Genomic DNA, 14827 nt, shown 5'->3' with positions numbered 1-14827 from the left:
CCTTGATAATGGCACCCTTTTCTTGTTCATTCCGTTACATAATAGACCTTGAAACGAATATTGTCTTTTTCCAAATCGAATGATTCTGCCTTGAGGAACAATTGATCCTGGAACTTGTATTCTGGAAGCTTGACAAGAATCGTTTCTTCTTCATCATCAATCTCGACCCAAGGTGGCAATTTCGTACTTCCCTTGATGAATTCCAGGATCTTTTCACCGGGCAGCTTCAATGCTCCTAACTTGATGGATTCCTCTTTCAGGAGAAGGTTCCCGTTTTCCAACACCTGAGGTTCGAAATCCATTGTAAAATCCACTTTATTAGAGAAAAAAGTAAAATAGCCGGTTACTTGAACGTTATCCTTCAGGCGCACATGATAATCGAATTTCGAGTTCTTGTCCGATTTAAGCTGTTCCAATTGTTCTTTAATTAAGAAATTCAACTGTTCTTTTGAAGATTCGATATCGAAAATCGGCTTACCTTGCTTTGGCTTTTGTTGTGTTATATCATCAATGGAATCATTTTCTGCAAAGATCAAGGCAACGACCACAATCGGCACGATGATCATGATCGTGAGCAATATGAAGAAAGCTGATTTCCACCTTTTATTCATGATTCTCTCCCTCTCTTACTCTTCTATAATGGTTGTTACTGTTCATTTCCCTCATCTTTTGGTATGTTTAATATACAATCTCTAAATGTTGGAGGTTCATTTATGACAATGATCGCAATCTACTATATAGCATTCGCAAGCGTTATCCTTTTCTTGTTCAATACATTGACCAATCGCTTGTGCATTCAGAAAAACATTCCTGCGGAAAAGCAAGTGAACGTCTTTCGTTGGATTAATATCATGATTACGATTCTACTCGTAAGTTCATACATTGAAGTCATCTATGTATCATAATAACTCATTATTCCCCAGAGAAGATATGAAAAAAACATGAAGGTGCGAGAAATCATCAGGAATAGGAATTATGTTTGTAAAAAGAGGCTGACCCTCGGGGGTCAGCCTCTTGTCATTCTCCTTTATTACGTATTAGCAGAAGCAAGCTGCGCCTACGATAATCAATAGGATGAACAATACAACGATGATCGCAAATCCTTTACCATATCCGTATCCACCCATGATGTCACCCCCTATCCGGTGTTGCTTTATCCTATGCATCGAGTTCAGTCGAAGCATAGGCTGCTATCCTCAATCTCTAAAAATTCCTTTTTTGCTTAGTAAGCACAGCATGCTCCTACGATGATCAACAAAAGGAACAGTACGACGATTATTGCAAAACCGGTTCCATAACCGTAGCCCATTTGCAACCCCCTCCTTTGGTGTACAATATAGTGTATAAGTCCAATGCAAAGTTTGATTAGACAGATGCCCTTATTTTTGAAAACGGGCTCCTGCACACACAATTCCAATAAATGTGTATTTTTTCTCATATTTAAGGTACAGAGTGTATTTTTGGAGGAGGGATATGCTATAGTAGAACATGTGAAAAAATTTCTACATCATAGGAGTGTATGTCGATGAAAAAGTGGATTCTATCCATTGCTGCAGCTACGACTATTTTCGGTGTTGCTGCTTGCAGTAATGATGATGGCGGCGCATCAGGAGATAGCGAAGTCCTAGTTGAAACCAGTGCAGGAAAAGTCACACAAGAGGACTTTTACCAAGAGTTGAAAAATCAACCTCAATCAGAACAAATCCTAAAAGATCTCGTTCAATATAAAGTTCTTTCTGAGAAATACGAAGTGACTGACAAAGAACTGGATAAAGAAATCGAATACCTCAAAAAGCAATTCGGCGGCGAAGATGGCTTTAAGAAAGCACTCGAACAAAGCGGAATTAAAGGTGAAGAAGAACTACGCGAAGTTGTAAAGCGTAATCTCGTATTCTTCAAAGCCCAATCTGAGGGTCTTGAAGTTTCCGAAAAGGAAATGAAGAAAAAGTATGAAGAAGAATACAAGGTCGAGGAAGTAGAAGCTCGCCACATCCTCGTAAAAGATGAAAAAACAGCCAAAGAAGTGAAACAGAAGCTCGAAGACGGTGGAGACTTCGCTAAATTAGCGAAAGAATACTCTCAAGACCCTGGATCAAAAGACAGTGGCGGAGACCTTGGCACATTCAAGCGCGGACAAATGGTACCTGAATTTGAAGATGCTGCATTCACGCTTGAACCAGGAAAAATCTCTGAGCCAGTCAAATCCCAGCACGGTTACCACATCATCGAAGTATTGAACCAGAAGAAACAATCTTATGAAGAAGCTAAATATCAAATCAAGAAAGCAATCCTTCAGCAAAAGGTACAAGAGCGTCAACAGAAGAATCCGGATATGAATCCAATTCAAGATGCTATGAAAGATGCCAACATTGACGTGAAGGCTGAAGAATACAAGGACTTGTTCAAGACTGAAGAAGGCGAAGATAAGTAATAAAGTGAAGCTGACTCAAGAAATTGAGTCAGCTTTTTGTTTTGGCAACGTGTTTTGAGCTATAATTTCTAAAATCGAGCTATAATTCTGGGAATATACGTATAATTTCTGAAATATGAGCATATTTTTATGAATTAATGTGATAATCATCTGAATACGTCTATAACACGCTCAGCACCGATTCCACAACACATCCCCCAACGAAAAAAAGCTGATTCTGCATCAACAGATGTTGATTGTCAGAATCAGCTTTCTTCTTATTCACCAGAGGCTTGATCTCTCCGCTTCTTTTCTTCCTCAATCCGTTCCATGTAGATCTTACCTTCTTCTTCAATGTGGACCCGGTCTAGCTTTCGATCCTCCATCGTATAGTACCAGGCTCGATATCCCGAGTATCCGATTCCGGCTAACACGAAATACATCCACCACGGTACATCCGAAAGGACTGGCTGGAGACTGCTATACATACCCGTCCACTGTAACAAGACAAAAAATAAAACAACCGTTGCGACTACGTAAAGGCGACGCATCATCTCTTCCTCCTCTGTAGACAAGCATAGATATTACAAAGTATGTAAGAGAACGGTTGTTTATGCCTATTCAGAACATGTTGGATTTCTTATGAATTCGATTGGACTGATTCGCTCTTTTCAAATAGCGGCTTGTAGAATGAACGGTTGTCCAATGCGAAAACGCGTTCCGTATACTCACCCGGTGCTACTTTACTTAAGGCCCTGTCCATCATGTTCATTTTCGCATCGATATTGTCGATGTAATGGAGGATTTCAGCTTCCCTTACAAGTGGTGGCTTCGGGCTTCCCCATTCTGCTTTCGAATGATGGCTCAACACCATATGCTGCAGGATGACGACTTCCTCCCCTTCGATCCCGAGTTCTTGAGCGGCTTCTTTAATTTCTTCGACCATCATCGTAATGTGTCCGAGCAGATTGCCTTCAATCGTATAGCTCGGTGCTACCGGACCCGACAATTCCCTCGTTTTTCCGAGATCGTGTAAAATCACACCTGCATACAAGAGGTCCTTATCAAGAGTTGGATATAATTGAGCGATCGACTTTGCCAAACGAAGCATGGAAACGACATGATACGCGAGTCCCGAAACAAAGTCATGATGATTTTTCGTTGCAGCTGGATAATCCAAGAAAGCCCTCTGGTGCTTCTTCACCAAGTGTCTTGTAATTCGTTGGATATTCGGGTTTTCCATTTCAAACATCGCTTGAGTGATGACTTCAATCATCTCTTCTTGGGGAATCGGTGCTGTTTCGACAAAATCATGGACGTTCACACCATCTTGGTCATTGGTAAGCCTGATCTGCTTCACCTTCAGCTGACTTTTTCCTCTGTAGCTTGTGATGTCACCCGTCACTTTAACGATGTGTTCCGGCAGATAGAGCCTTTCATCTTCTGGTGAAGAGTCCCACAGCTTCGCTTCGATATCTCCTGTATGATCCTGAAGGATGAGTGTCATGAAGGGTTTGCCTGTACTCGTCATTCCCTTGGAAGCCGACTTGATCAATAGATAATCATCAAACACATCACCGACATCATATTGCTGGATTCCTCTTTTCATCTCTTTACCTCCTCTTAATTAAACGTGCCAAAAAACTTTCATCAAGTTGCATCTGTCAATTGTGCACTCGTTTTTGTCCATATTTTCAGTGCTACAAGTGCCAGCACCAACACGACTGCTCCGAGCAAATAGGGGATATGTATGTTGACTTCAAATAAAAACCCCGCAAGGACCGGTCCCACTGCATTACCGAGACTGAGGAACGAGTTATTCATCCCCATAATCGTCCCTTGTTGCCTACCTGCTAATTTTGAAATGAATGCGTTAAGGGATGGTCGTAACAACGAATTCCCTAAAAAGAAGATGGAGACCGTGAGCATGACCGTCACATAATTGAACGCAAAGACCATCAATACAAAGCCGATGGCACTCCACAATAAAGCGCCTGTTACAACTTTGTTCTCACCAAACCGCTTCGTCAATCGCCCGACAAGCGTCCCTTGAGCGACTGCGCCGATGATTCCCGTTACAGCCACGATGATCCCCACTTCTGCCGGGTCATATCCGTAACGTTTCAGTGCATAGAAACCGAAGATGGAGGTGAAATTCGCAAGCGCGAAACTCATCACAAATACAAGTATGAGCAGAAAACCGACGGGGCTCTTCAATGCCCTCCACATGCGGACGAAATGATTCATCTTCTCCTCGCGCTTCGCTTCCTCTTTTGCTTCATCGGAAAGGGTTTCCTTCAATAAGAAAACCGAAACGATCGCTGCACCAGTCCCTGCAAAACCTGCAATCAAAAATGGGAGGGATAATTCAATCTCTGCAAGCCATCCTCCGATACCGGGTCCGATGACGATTCCTAATGCCATGGCTGCGCCTAACATCCCCATCCCTTTTCCTCGGTTTTCTTCAGAGGTCACATCAGCCACATAAGCCATGGCTGTCGGCATGATCGCAGACCCGAAAGTTCCTGCAAGGATTCTCGATGCATAGAGCATCCATAGATCCGTTGCAAATGCGAAAATGAACTCTGCGACTGCGAATCCGAACATACCTAATGTGATCAGAGGCTTACGACCGATTCGATCTGATAACCTTCCCCACACTGGGGCAAGTAAAAACTGCATGAACGCATACGAAGCTACAAGGAGACCCAGATCCCTTCCTGTCGCGTTAAATGCCTCGACATAATAAGGAAGAATCGGAATGACCAATCCGATTCCGACCATGATGATGAATAAATTGATCATCAATAAAAGTAATGGCGCTGTTTTATTTTTTTTAACTTCTTCCATCCAATCATCCTTCTACCGACGTCTGGCCCGAATCAGATGATCATCCTGATGATGACGCCATCTTTTTGATTCTGGACCTCTACAGTACCATTATGAAGTTCCACGATACGTTTGACAATAGCCAGACCAAGTCCGAATTGACCTTTATGGCTCCGCTGGAACGGTTCGAATACATGCTCAAGGTCTTCATCAGGGATCGGCTCTCCATCGTTCTTGACGTCCATGATGGTTTTGCCATCCTTTTCATATGCGTTCACTTCAATATACGATTCTGCATAACGGAGGGCATTTTGAATCAAGTTCTCATAAACGACTTCCCATTGTTTTCGATCACCTTGGAAAATCACTTCTTCTCCCTTTAACAGGATAGCCAAGTCCTCCCGTTGGTAACGGAAACGATCCAACACCTCGTCCATCAGTGTACCGAATCGGATTGGCTCTGTATGAGGGTCTATATCCTGTAATGTATCGAGCTTTGAAAAATAAATCATATCCTTGACCCGTTCTTCCATTCTGGAGGATTGGTTGAGGATAACATCCATCATTTCTTCCAAGTCCTTTTCAGGTAAGACGCCATCTTTGACTGATTGTGCATAGCTTTTGATCGTCATGATCGGCGTCTTCAGCTCATGAGAGGCATGCTGGATGAAGGATTTCTGGGTCTGGTCGTTACGGATGAGATTTTGTCGCATCCGTTCAAACTGGTTAGATAATAACTCGAAATCCTGGTCCCCTTTCAGTTGGAGCGGTTCCTGCCAGTTCCGGTTTCCGATTTGTTCAAAACGCTCCCCGAGTACCTGAAGGGGTTTTCTCAAATAATTTGATAACCAGATCGCTGGGATGATACTGATCAACATCCCGATCATGAATATCCAGATCAAGCGTTCCCAAAGCCTTTGTACGAGTTGATCACGGTACGTATCCCACATATAGGAGACCAAGAATGTTTGCGTTCCATTGACTTCAACCTGACGAATGATATAGAAAAGGGAAGCATCCCTGTATGTGAGCTGGAACTCACCCTTCTCACCTCGAAAAGAGATCGCCTTTTCCCAGAAGCGGTTCAATACCGGGTCAGGTACATCATCCCCTTTTAACAAAAAAGCCTGCTCTCTAAGAAGAAGATGACCTACGGATCTCGTCGCTTCCCTTCTTTCAATGAAGTTAAGGTCCGATTCAGGAAGGTCTTCTTCAGGGCTTGATCCTGCCATGATCCTCATTTGCTGCTCCTCAATCAATCGATACGTCTCCTCCGTCAACGCCTCACGCATGGACAACGGATAAATAATGAGGACAGACACGCCAACGACAAATACGAGTAAAAAGAACGAAAGCCATATCCGTTGGGCGATGCTTAACTTTTTCATGGATGTTCAATCCTATAGCCGCCTCCATATAATGTTTCAAGGTTCAAGCGCGGCATTTTCTTACGGATCCGCCGTATGACATCATCAACTGCCCGGTCTGAACCGAAGTAGTCCGAACCCCATACGCCCTCAAGGATTTCAGCCCGTGAACGTGTTTCATTGAGGTGTTCACTTAAATATAAAAGCACATCGAACTCTTTTGTCGTCAGGTCGATTGCTTCATCCTTATGAAAAACCTTCCGTTCGATCGGGAGAAGCTCATATTCATTGATCATCCGTGGTTGATATTTACCGGTCGGACCTTCATACACCCTTTCAAGAAGCTTCCTTGCACGAATCACCAGTTCCTTCGGCAGGAACGGTTTTGAAAGATAATCATCACTTCCTAATTCAAGACCCCGGACGCGATCGAGATCTTGATCACGAGCTGAAGCGAATATGACAGGTGTCTCTGCTGTTTTCTTGATCCTCTGCAAAATCTCATACCCATCAATATCCGGGAGCATAATATCAAGCACCCAAAGATGCGGCGGTTTTTCCATTGCCTTCAAGGCACTTTCACCGTCATGGAAAATCTCAACCTGCCAGCCTTCCTTTTCCATATAAGCCTTCAATAATAGAGACATGTCTTCTTCATCTTCTACGATATAAATCTTGTAAGAACCCAAAGCAATCAACTCCTAATTCGGTTGTGTCTCCTGTATGACCGCTTTTAACCGGTAGGGGTGGTTTGTGAGGTGTCCTGCCGTTTCCTCATGACAAGTGAAATACAGGATTTGTCTCTCTTTCCCTATACCCTCTATCAACCTGGCTGCAAGCGTTCTTCTTTTCACATCGAAGTTTACGAGTATGTCATCAAGAACAAATGGAAAGACCCCTTGTGATTCATACTCTTGAGCAAGAGCGAAGCGTAGAGCTAAATAGAGCTGCTCTTTCGTCGCCCGGCTCAGCTCTTCCGGATTGAACAGGAGGGTATCCTTCCTTTCGACAAGGAAGCTTTCCTCTCCATTTGGGGGAATTAAGTGGCTATATCGTCCTTCTGTTAGGTTGCTAAAATAGGTTTCGGCTCGTTGGATGACCTTCGGCTGCCTTTCTGCTTGGTAGTTTTGCTTCGCTTTATTCAAGGCATATTGCGCTGTCCGATATATTGACCATTTTCTCGTAAGCTGAGCAAATTCACTTTTCGCCGCTTCCAATTGATGAAGCTGTTCAGAATAGGTTCCGTCTTCCTCTAGAAAGGCAAGGTTCGCTTGTAACGTAGAACTTTCATCCCGCAACTGATCAACATTGGCTTCCACCTTCTCGAGCTCTTCTGCAAGTTCCTCGATTTCAGATTGGATTTCATTTACACCCTGCCCAAGAAACGCATCCACTTGAAAACGATCAGAAGACATTTGGTCCAGTTGAATTTGTACTGTTCTCAGTTCTTCCATTAATTTGTGATAGGTTACATTTGCTTTCCCTTTTGCCCAATAAGCTTCTTCATCATCTACCTCAGCTGTTTTGAACAATCGGTCAGCTTCTTCTAAATAATGCTCCAGCTTCTTCTTCATCGCCTCTTCTCGTCTACATAGCTCCTCATGATCGTGTTGAAGTTGAAGAAGATTTTTCTGGTGTTCCATTTCCTTGTCAAGCCTTGCAGTCAGTTGAGCAACTTCAACCTCAATCGATTCACTTCCCTCAAGATCATATCCGAGTAATTGTTCTAGGGTTTTTATAAAATGTAGATTTGATTGTTCGATTTGACGCATTTCTGCTTCCAACTTCTGCTTTTCTTTATACCGTTGCTTTATACGGTCGATCCGCTCGAAAATTTCAACCAGCATGTGATAGGGGACATGCTTTGGCATAGAGAAACGCTCTCGCCATTCATTCAATTGATCCTGTGTGCGATGATAATCCAGTTCCCATTGATCATAACGTCGAGCAATTTGTTGGTAGTTCCGTTCAAGTTCTTCCGTTTGGTCATCTGCGTATCTTATTTGCAACGTAATCTGTTGCTGGTTCAATAGCAAGTCATTCAACTTTTTCGATTCTTCCTCAACGTCCATCTCATCAACTTGATCCAGTTGTTTGTTCAGGTCACGTATTCGACCGCTGATTCCATCATCCTTCGTCTCTTTCCTGGTCTGCAGGATAAATCCGAGGCCAATGAGACTGACCCCGATGACAAGACCGATCAGCCGATCACCCAAGATCATCATCATGAGCGCGACAACCATTCCTAGACTGATCATGGACCAGCCTATCCACTTGTTAGACGATTGTGTTGTGGTCTTTTGAATATCCTTCAATGCCTGGATCTGTTCACGGATTTGCTGTGGTGACTGATGAGATAACCTGGTTAACTTCTCACGGTAAGCTTGGATTTCTTCCTCAGGTAATCGTTGCTTCTCCATTTTTTCCAGCTTCTTCTCATTCTCTTCGAGTTTCATTCGAGCTTGCTCAAGCTCACGATCCAAACGTTTTTGTTCACCTTCAAGCTCATCCAGCTGTTTGGTTATCGCCAGCAGCTGCTGTTTCGTCACCAGATCCGTGTTTGTCGATCGAATTTTCTCCCCTGTCCACTCTGTACCAATTGATTCTCTTTCTGCTTCAATTTCTTGACGGACATTTGCTGCACGTTCTCGAAGACGATTGAGGTCCGCCTGTCTAGCTTTGAACAACCGGAGGGAGGAATCCGTCTCTCGAATTTCCTTTGATTTAGCAAGCAATGATTCATCGATCTCAATCGATTTCTGTGATTCTTCGTTTTCTTGGATGAGATCTGCTATATGTTGATGTTCGCTTTCAAGATCAACCAAACGGTCCTTCAAACGACGGTACCTTTCCAACCCTTCTTCTGGAAAAGGAAGGGCCGTCGGCAGCTCATCTAGCTGTGTCTTTAGCATTTTTTCCTTTTCCACCAATGGTCTGATTGATTGATAGTGTTGAAGGGCGGTAAGCCTTTCTCGAACCTCCCTTTTTCTCTCTTCGTACTGAAGCATGCTGACCTTTTTCTGTTCAAGATCGGCTTTCATGGTATTGTAGTCATCCAGCTTTTTGCCCCACTGCTTGACCTGGCGATCCAATTCCACTAACGTTTTCGCTTTCTGGTTGATCAGCGGGTTCTTTCCGTTTGGCTTGAAAAGCTTTTGTTGTTCTTCTTCCAGGCGATCTGAAATGACATTCAATTGCTGGGCTCCGGTCAAACCTGCATTGAAAAGGTACTCTCCCAGCTCTTCAGATTTGATTTCTCCAACCTTCTGAAGTCCGTCTAAGTTGAAGGAAAACACATTTCGGAAGGTACTTACATTCACTTCAGCAAGGATTTTACGTAAAAAGCCTGGATCCACTTTTTCGCCGTTATCGTTATACAAATCAACTGTGCCTGAAGCGCCTCCTTTTCGTTCAATTGTAAGGAGCCCATGCTCGGATGTTTGCAATTGCAGCTTACCTCCGTATGCCTGGGTCGTTTTCGGTTCATATCGCAGCCGCTTCTCACTTTTCTTCGGAAAGCCGAACAGCATATATTCGATGAACGCCATTATTGTTGATTTACCAGATTCATTTTCACCAAGAATCACCTGGACACCATTGTCTTCAAGCTCCATTACGTAATTTTCAAAACGTCCGAATCCATATATATGTAGGCGTTTAATGATCATTTGACCGATCCCTGCCTTTCCGGTCCTTCCATCATCAGCTCGACCAGCAGCTTTTCAGCAGCCTCGATGATGTCTTGATCCTTTGACATTTCTTTCGGAATGAAACGTCTGCTGGTTCGATGGTTCAATAAAGGCTCCAGTACCGGTATCAGGTCATCCAAATCATCGAATACGTGAAGAATTTCCTTAACAAAATGGGCGTCACCCAGCTCTTCAAGTAACGCTTCCTGCTTCCAATCGAGGTCGATACGATCGATCCAAATGAACGGTTCCTCCTCCTCTTCCCCGTCCTGCAGATGGAGCAAAATATCCTCCATCACAGCATCCTGTTGCATTTCATTGCCAACAGAACCCTCCAGCGTCAGCTTGATGGTTAAAAGCGTATGGACACCTTCTTTTCGGTATTTCTCTTTCAACGCTTCCAGATGATGGATCAAGTCATTTGCTTGATTCAGACTCTCACCTTCAACAGTGACGGTTTCCCAACGGACTGGCGCTGTTTCAATAAAAGTAAGCTCCGGTGTAGAGGCAGACATATCCACCATGTAACAGCCCTTTGCCCCACTTTCTTTTCTGTTCAATCCTTGTATATTTCCTGAATAGATGATTGGAGGATCCATAGCCAGTTCACTTCGTTTATGGATGTGCCCAAGCGCCCAATAGTCAAATGATTTCGCTTTTAAATCGCTAAGAGAGAAAGGAGCATATGTATCATGAGCATGGTGAGTGCCGTTCGTCCCATGAAGAAGTGCGATATGGAAAGGGGCTCCTTCTATCTTGGAATAGGTTGCAGCGACATTTTCCGTCACAGCCTGTCTTGGGTAACTGTATCCATAGATGTGAGCGAGGGTTTCTCCTTCTTTGGTAAAAGGGATCATACCAGGCTTCTCTCCATCGAAAAAATGGACATTCTCCGGCCATGTTAACGAAACGAATTCACCACCGAGGTGATCATGATTCCCGTGAATGGCAAACACCTCAATCCCCACTTCATCTAATCTCTGAAACTGGTTCCTAAGGAACAATTGTGCTTTCAAACTACGATTTGCTCCATCATAGAGGTCCCCTGCAATCAAGACAAAGTCGACCTGATGATTGATTGCAACAGTGACAATTCGTTCAAAGGACTGAAAGGTACTGTCTTGTATTTGTCGGAAAATCGAACCCGGCAAGTGTCCCAATCCTTTAAAAGGTGTATCAATATGTAAGTCAGCTGTATGGATGAAAGTGAGTTTTTGCATAACCTCTCCCCTTTCTGCGAATCCGCTCTCTAGTATCCTTATAGGCATTTTATCATATCCATACGAGCGTTTGTTCGTTTTGCCTCATGGAAGAAGATTCTTTCTTGAGGAAACGTCCTAACACCTTCTTTTTCCCTTTTTAACTCCTATTCACGAAAAAATAGAGTGCTGAATCCGCTAAGAATTCAACACTCTATTAAACATCTATTTTTTCGCAAACATCAATGCTTTTTTGAAATTCTTCAATGACGTTGCATTGCCATACATGAGGACGCCTCCACGATATACCTTTGCTGCAATGATAGCGAATAAAGCGATTGTCGCCAGCATGATAAGGATACCAAGAAGTACTTCCCACATCGGAATATTCAACATCCCCGCTCGAAGGAACATGATCATCGGTGTGAAGAACGGAATGTAAGACGTCACCGTGATGAACCCAGCATCGGGGTTCCCTAACCCGGACATCGCAATCATGAAGGCAACGACTATGATCAGAATGACAGGTGTGATGACCTGGCTCGCTTCTTCGACTTTATTGACGAGTGAACCGAGCATCGCCAACAAGGTCGCATATAACATGAACCCTAACAGGAAAAAGATCAATGCGTAAATAATGGTCGATAGTGGCAGTTGATCGATCTGGATAAAATCTGAAAAGTCGTTAATGGTTGTAGGGGATGGACGATCGGGTGCATTTTTAAACGAAATGTACCCGACAACGAAAATCAGAACAAATTGGGTCAACCCGAGCAGTGCAATTCCGAAAATCTTACCGAACATCTGCTTAACCGGGGAAACACTCGAAATCAAAATTTCCATGACCCTGGACGATTTCTCAGTCGCAACCTCTGTTGCAATCATTGAACCATAGAATAAGACCGCAAAATAAATCATAAACAGGATCACATAAACCACAGCCCGTGCCTGGTTCAATTCCTCAGCTGTCTTCGCGTTTTCCTTCAAAGCTTCCTTCTCAAAAGAAACAGGCGCATACAGCTCCGACAGCTCAGAAGGATCGACACCTAGATTCGCTGTGGCAGTCATAACCTTAGTCTGCTGTAAACCCCGCTCGATCTTTCCGATCCAACCAGCATCTGAGACACTCTCCGCCTTAAAGACAGCAGCTGGTAACCCATCGTCTGTCTCAGAAATGATCAACATGCCATCGTACTTTCCTTCTCGCAGCTCTCCTTCAACAGACTTTTCCGAATCGGTCACTTTAACAAGCTCTACCTCATCGGATTGCGACTCTGTCTGTTGCTTCAATGGTTCATAAAATTTATTTGAAGAATCTAGAACGGCTACCTGTTTCGCTTCTTCTTCATCAAAAACAGAAAGAATCGTTTGCATATTTGCAAGACCTACCACTAACAGTAGGGAAACCAACGTTGTGATGATGAATGCTTTCGTCCGGATTCTGGATTTATAAGTATGGGCCATGACGATCCACAATTTAGACATAAGATGCACCTACTTTCTCAATAAAGATGTCATTCAAGGATGGCTCTTCCAGTTCAAATTTTCGGACGAAGCCTTTGCCAGTGATCATCTCGAAGATCTTTTGTGACGTTTCCTCACTCTCAACCTGGAGTGTGACCCCTTCCATCGTTTCCTTATATTTCACGACACCAGGGACGTCGTTGAGAAAGGATAAGTCGAATGAAGCGTGGACGGTAACGTTCTTCCTGCCGAAGGATCGCTTAACTTCCTTTAATGATCCGTGTACGACAGGTCTTCCTTTATGAAGAATACATAAGTTCTCACAAAGCTCCTCGACATGCTCCATACGATGACTTGAGAAGACGATCGTCGTCCCTTGCTTTTTCAGCTCGATCACGGCATCCTTCAGCATCTCAACATTTACTGGATCCAAGCCGCTGAATGGTTCATCAAGGATCAAGATTTTTGGCTTATGAAGAACGGCGGCAATGAATTGAATTTTTTGTTGATTTCCTTTGGACAATTCTTCAACTTTTTTATTCTCATACTCTGGAACATTGAACCGTTCCAGCCACTTTTTCATTTCTGAAATAATTTCCGGTTTCTTCATACCTTTCAAGCGTCCAAGGTATAACAATTGATCCGATACCTTCAAGCTAGGATATAGCCCACGCTCCTCCGGCAAATACCCGATCAATTCGGAATCGTTTTGCGAGAGTGGTGCATTATTCCATTTGATTTGGCCGCCAGTTGGTGTCAGCAAGCCGATCATCATACGGAATGTTGTTGTTTTACCCGCTCCGTTTGCACCGAGCAGACCGAATATTTGCTGCTCAGGTATTTGGAATGACACATCATCCACTGCTGTAAAATTCCCGAATCTCTTTGATACATGTTCAATATGTAGCGTCATGGTATCTCCCCTTCCCTCTCCTTTAGTACTAACGGATAGAGGAGGTGAAGGTTTCAATGTTTTGAAGAAAAATCCAACTTTTTTAAAAAGAAGGACTTTGTGGACACCTCTAGAATATAACCATGGAAAGGGAGGCTGAAAAACGACATGAAAATGTACATTATTACAGTATTTGATAAAAAAGGCTCCAAATTATATGAAGAATCCTTTGAAGCACCTAATAACGATGAGGCAAAGAAAATCGGACAAAGCATCCTTGAGGAAAACGACTACGAGAATCATACAAGCCGGGTAACATCCCCTGCAGGTGAACTAGTCCTGTTCCATCGATAAGAACGGCCGCCATAATGGCGCCGTTTTTGTTTTCCTATTCTATAAGTAAAAAACGAGGAGGCTTTTCATGGATAGCAATCCAAGATTGATTCACAAAAATACAAAGGTTCTCGAGACAGAGACTGGTTCTTTGTATATTGAAGAGCAGAATCCAACTTCGGTAGCCGTCGTCGCAATCCGTGGAGAGCATCTTGTTCTTGTCCGGCAATTCCGTCATCAGCTTAAAGGAGAAACAATCGAGCTTCCTGGTGGTGGTTTGGAGGATGATGAAGACCCGGAAATGGGGGCAAAAAGAGAACTTCTGGAGGAAACGGGGATAAAGGCGGACACGATGACTTATATAGGAAGCTTTCATCCACAGCCTTATTTCACCAATCGGTTTTCTCATCTGTTTTTTACGACTGATACGGCTTCAACAGGTGATCAATGCTTGGATGAGGATGAAGACATTTCAGTTATGATGATGCCCGTTAAAGAAGTACTGGATTCAATAAGGGCGGGCCACTATAAGGATGGAGAATTGGGGTATGCGCTATTCCTCTGCATCGTACGAGGATTGATAAAACCTACTTAAAGAATAGGAAAAGCTGACAGAAAGCATTCTCTTTCGTCAGCTTTTTTTA

General features: G+C 43.4%; 16 protein-coding genes. 4 read left to right on the top strand and 12 right to left on the bottom strand.

Annotation, left to right across the window (positions count from 1 at the left end; translation table 11 throughout):
- Positions 1-26: 26 nt before the first annotated feature.
- Positions 27-611: a YpmS family protein gene (locus tag V1497_RS03505; RefSeq protein ID WP_349409589.1), complete on the bottom strand. Its 585-nt coding sequence runs from the start codon at positions 609-611 to the stop codon at positions 27-29.
- 108 nt (positions 612-719) lie between these two features.
- Here V1497_RS03505 and V1497_RS03500 point away from each other — a divergent pair, with 108 nt between their 5' ends.
- Complete coding sequence (locus V1497_RS03500; protein ID WP_414703627.1) at positions 720-905, top strand: hypothetical protein; 186 nt, start codon at positions 720-722, stop codon at positions 903-905.
- Between the two features lie 132 nt (positions 906-1037).
- Here V1497_RS03500 and V1497_RS03495 read toward each other — a convergent pair whose 3' ends face one another.
- Both V1497_RS03495 and V1497_RS03490 read right to left on the bottom strand, forming a co-directional pair.
- Positions 1038-1127, bottom strand: a complete 90-nt coding sequence (locus V1497_RS03495; protein WP_349409588.1) for a YjcZ family sporulation protein — start codon at positions 1125-1127, stop codon at positions 1038-1040.
- Positions 1128-1222: 95 nt separating this feature from the next.
- Positions 1223-1309 carry a YjcZ family sporulation protein gene (locus tag V1497_RS03490; RefSeq protein ID WP_349410735.1) on the bottom strand — a complete coding sequence of 29 codons (87 nt, stop codon included), beginning with the start codon at positions 1307-1309 and terminating at the stop codon, positions 1223-1225.
- A gap of 216 nt (positions 1310-1525) precedes the next feature.
- Here V1497_RS03490 and V1497_RS03485 point away from each other — a divergent pair, with 216 nt between their 5' ends.
- Entirely contained in the window at positions 1526-2431 is a 906-nt protein-coding gene (locus V1497_RS03485) for a peptidylprolyl isomerase (protein WP_349409587.1), read from the top strand.
- A gap of 257 nt (positions 2432-2688) precedes the next feature.
- Here V1497_RS03485 and V1497_RS03480 read toward each other — a convergent pair whose 3' ends face one another.
- From V1497_RS03480 to V1497_RS03440, 9 genes are all read right to left on the bottom strand, one after another.
- Positions 2689-2964 (bottom strand): sporulation YhaL family protein, encoded by a 276-nt coding sequence (locus V1497_RS03480; RefSeq protein WP_349409586.1) that lies wholly within the window; start codon positions 2962-2964, stop codon positions 2689-2691.
- An 86-nt stretch (positions 2965-3050) separates the two neighbouring features.
- Positions 3051-4019 carry a 3'-5' exoribonuclease YhaM gene (gene yhaM / locus V1497_RS03475; RefSeq protein ID WP_349409585.1) on the bottom strand — a complete coding sequence of 323 codons (969 nt, stop codon included), beginning with the start codon at positions 4017-4019 and terminating at the stop codon, positions 3051-3053.
- Positions 4020-4060: 41 nt separating this feature from the next.
- Complete coding sequence (locus V1497_RS03470; RefSeq protein WP_349409584.1) at positions 4061-5260, bottom strand: MFS transporter; 1200 nt, start codon at positions 5258-5260, stop codon at positions 4061-4063.
- A 32-nt stretch (positions 5261-5292) separates the two neighbouring features.
- Positions 5293-6627: a HAMP domain-containing sensor histidine kinase gene (locus V1497_RS03465; protein ID WP_349409583.1), complete on the bottom strand. Its 1335-nt coding sequence runs from the start codon at positions 6625-6627 to the stop codon at positions 5293-5295.
- Positions 6624-7295, bottom strand: a complete 672-nt coding sequence (locus tag V1497_RS03460) for a response regulator transcription factor (RefSeq protein ID WP_349409582.1) — start codon at positions 7293-7295, stop codon at positions 6624-6626. Before V1497_RS03460 ends, V1497_RS03465 begins: the two co-directional genes overlap by 4 nt.
- Before the next feature lie 12 nt (positions 7296-7307).
- Positions 7308-10274 carry an ATP-binding protein gene (locus V1497_RS03455; RefSeq protein ID WP_349409581.1) on the bottom strand — a complete coding sequence of 989 codons (2967 nt, stop codon included), beginning with the start codon at positions 10272-10274 and terminating at the stop codon, positions 7308-7310.
- Entirely contained in the window at positions 10271-11515 is a 1245-nt protein-coding gene (locus V1497_RS03450; protein ID WP_349409580.1) for a DNA repair exonuclease, read from the bottom strand. Before V1497_RS03450 ends, V1497_RS03455 begins: the two co-directional genes overlap by 4 nt.
- Positions 11516-11719: 204 nt before the next feature.
- Positions 11720-12979 (bottom strand): ABC transporter permease, encoded by a 1260-nt coding sequence (locus V1497_RS03445; RefSeq protein ID WP_349409579.1) that lies wholly within the window; start codon positions 12977-12979, stop codon positions 11720-11722.
- Positions 12972-13871 carry an ABC transporter ATP-binding protein gene (locus tag V1497_RS03440; RefSeq protein ID WP_349409578.1) on the bottom strand — a complete coding sequence of 300 codons (900 nt, stop codon included), beginning with the start codon at positions 13869-13871 and terminating at the stop codon, positions 12972-12974. Before V1497_RS03440 ends, V1497_RS03445 begins: the two co-directional genes overlap by 8 nt.
- A gap of 147 nt (positions 13872-14018) precedes the next feature.
- Here V1497_RS03440 and V1497_RS03435 point away from each other — a divergent pair, with 147 nt between their 5' ends.
- A complete protein-coding gene (locus tag V1497_RS03435) occupies positions 14019-14204 on the top strand; it encodes a YhzD family protein (RefSeq protein WP_349409577.1) in 186 nt (61 codons plus the stop codon).
- Positions 14205-14271: 67 nt separating this feature from the next.
- Positions 14272-14778 (top strand): NUDIX hydrolase, encoded by a 507-nt coding sequence (locus tag V1497_RS03430; RefSeq protein WP_349409576.1) that lies wholly within the window; start codon positions 14272-14274, stop codon positions 14776-14778.
- The last annotated feature ends 49 nt before the right edge of the window (positions 14779-14827 follow it).

It is taken from the genome of Pseudalkalibacillus sp. SCS-8, assembly GCF_040126055.1.
Taxonomy (GTDB): Bacteria; Bacillota; Bacilli; order Bacillales; family Fictibacillaceae; genus Pseudalkalibacillus; species Pseudalkalibacillus nanhaiensis.
Note: the sequence above shows the minus strand (reverse complement) of the source record. Positions and strands in the feature narration are given on the sequence as shown.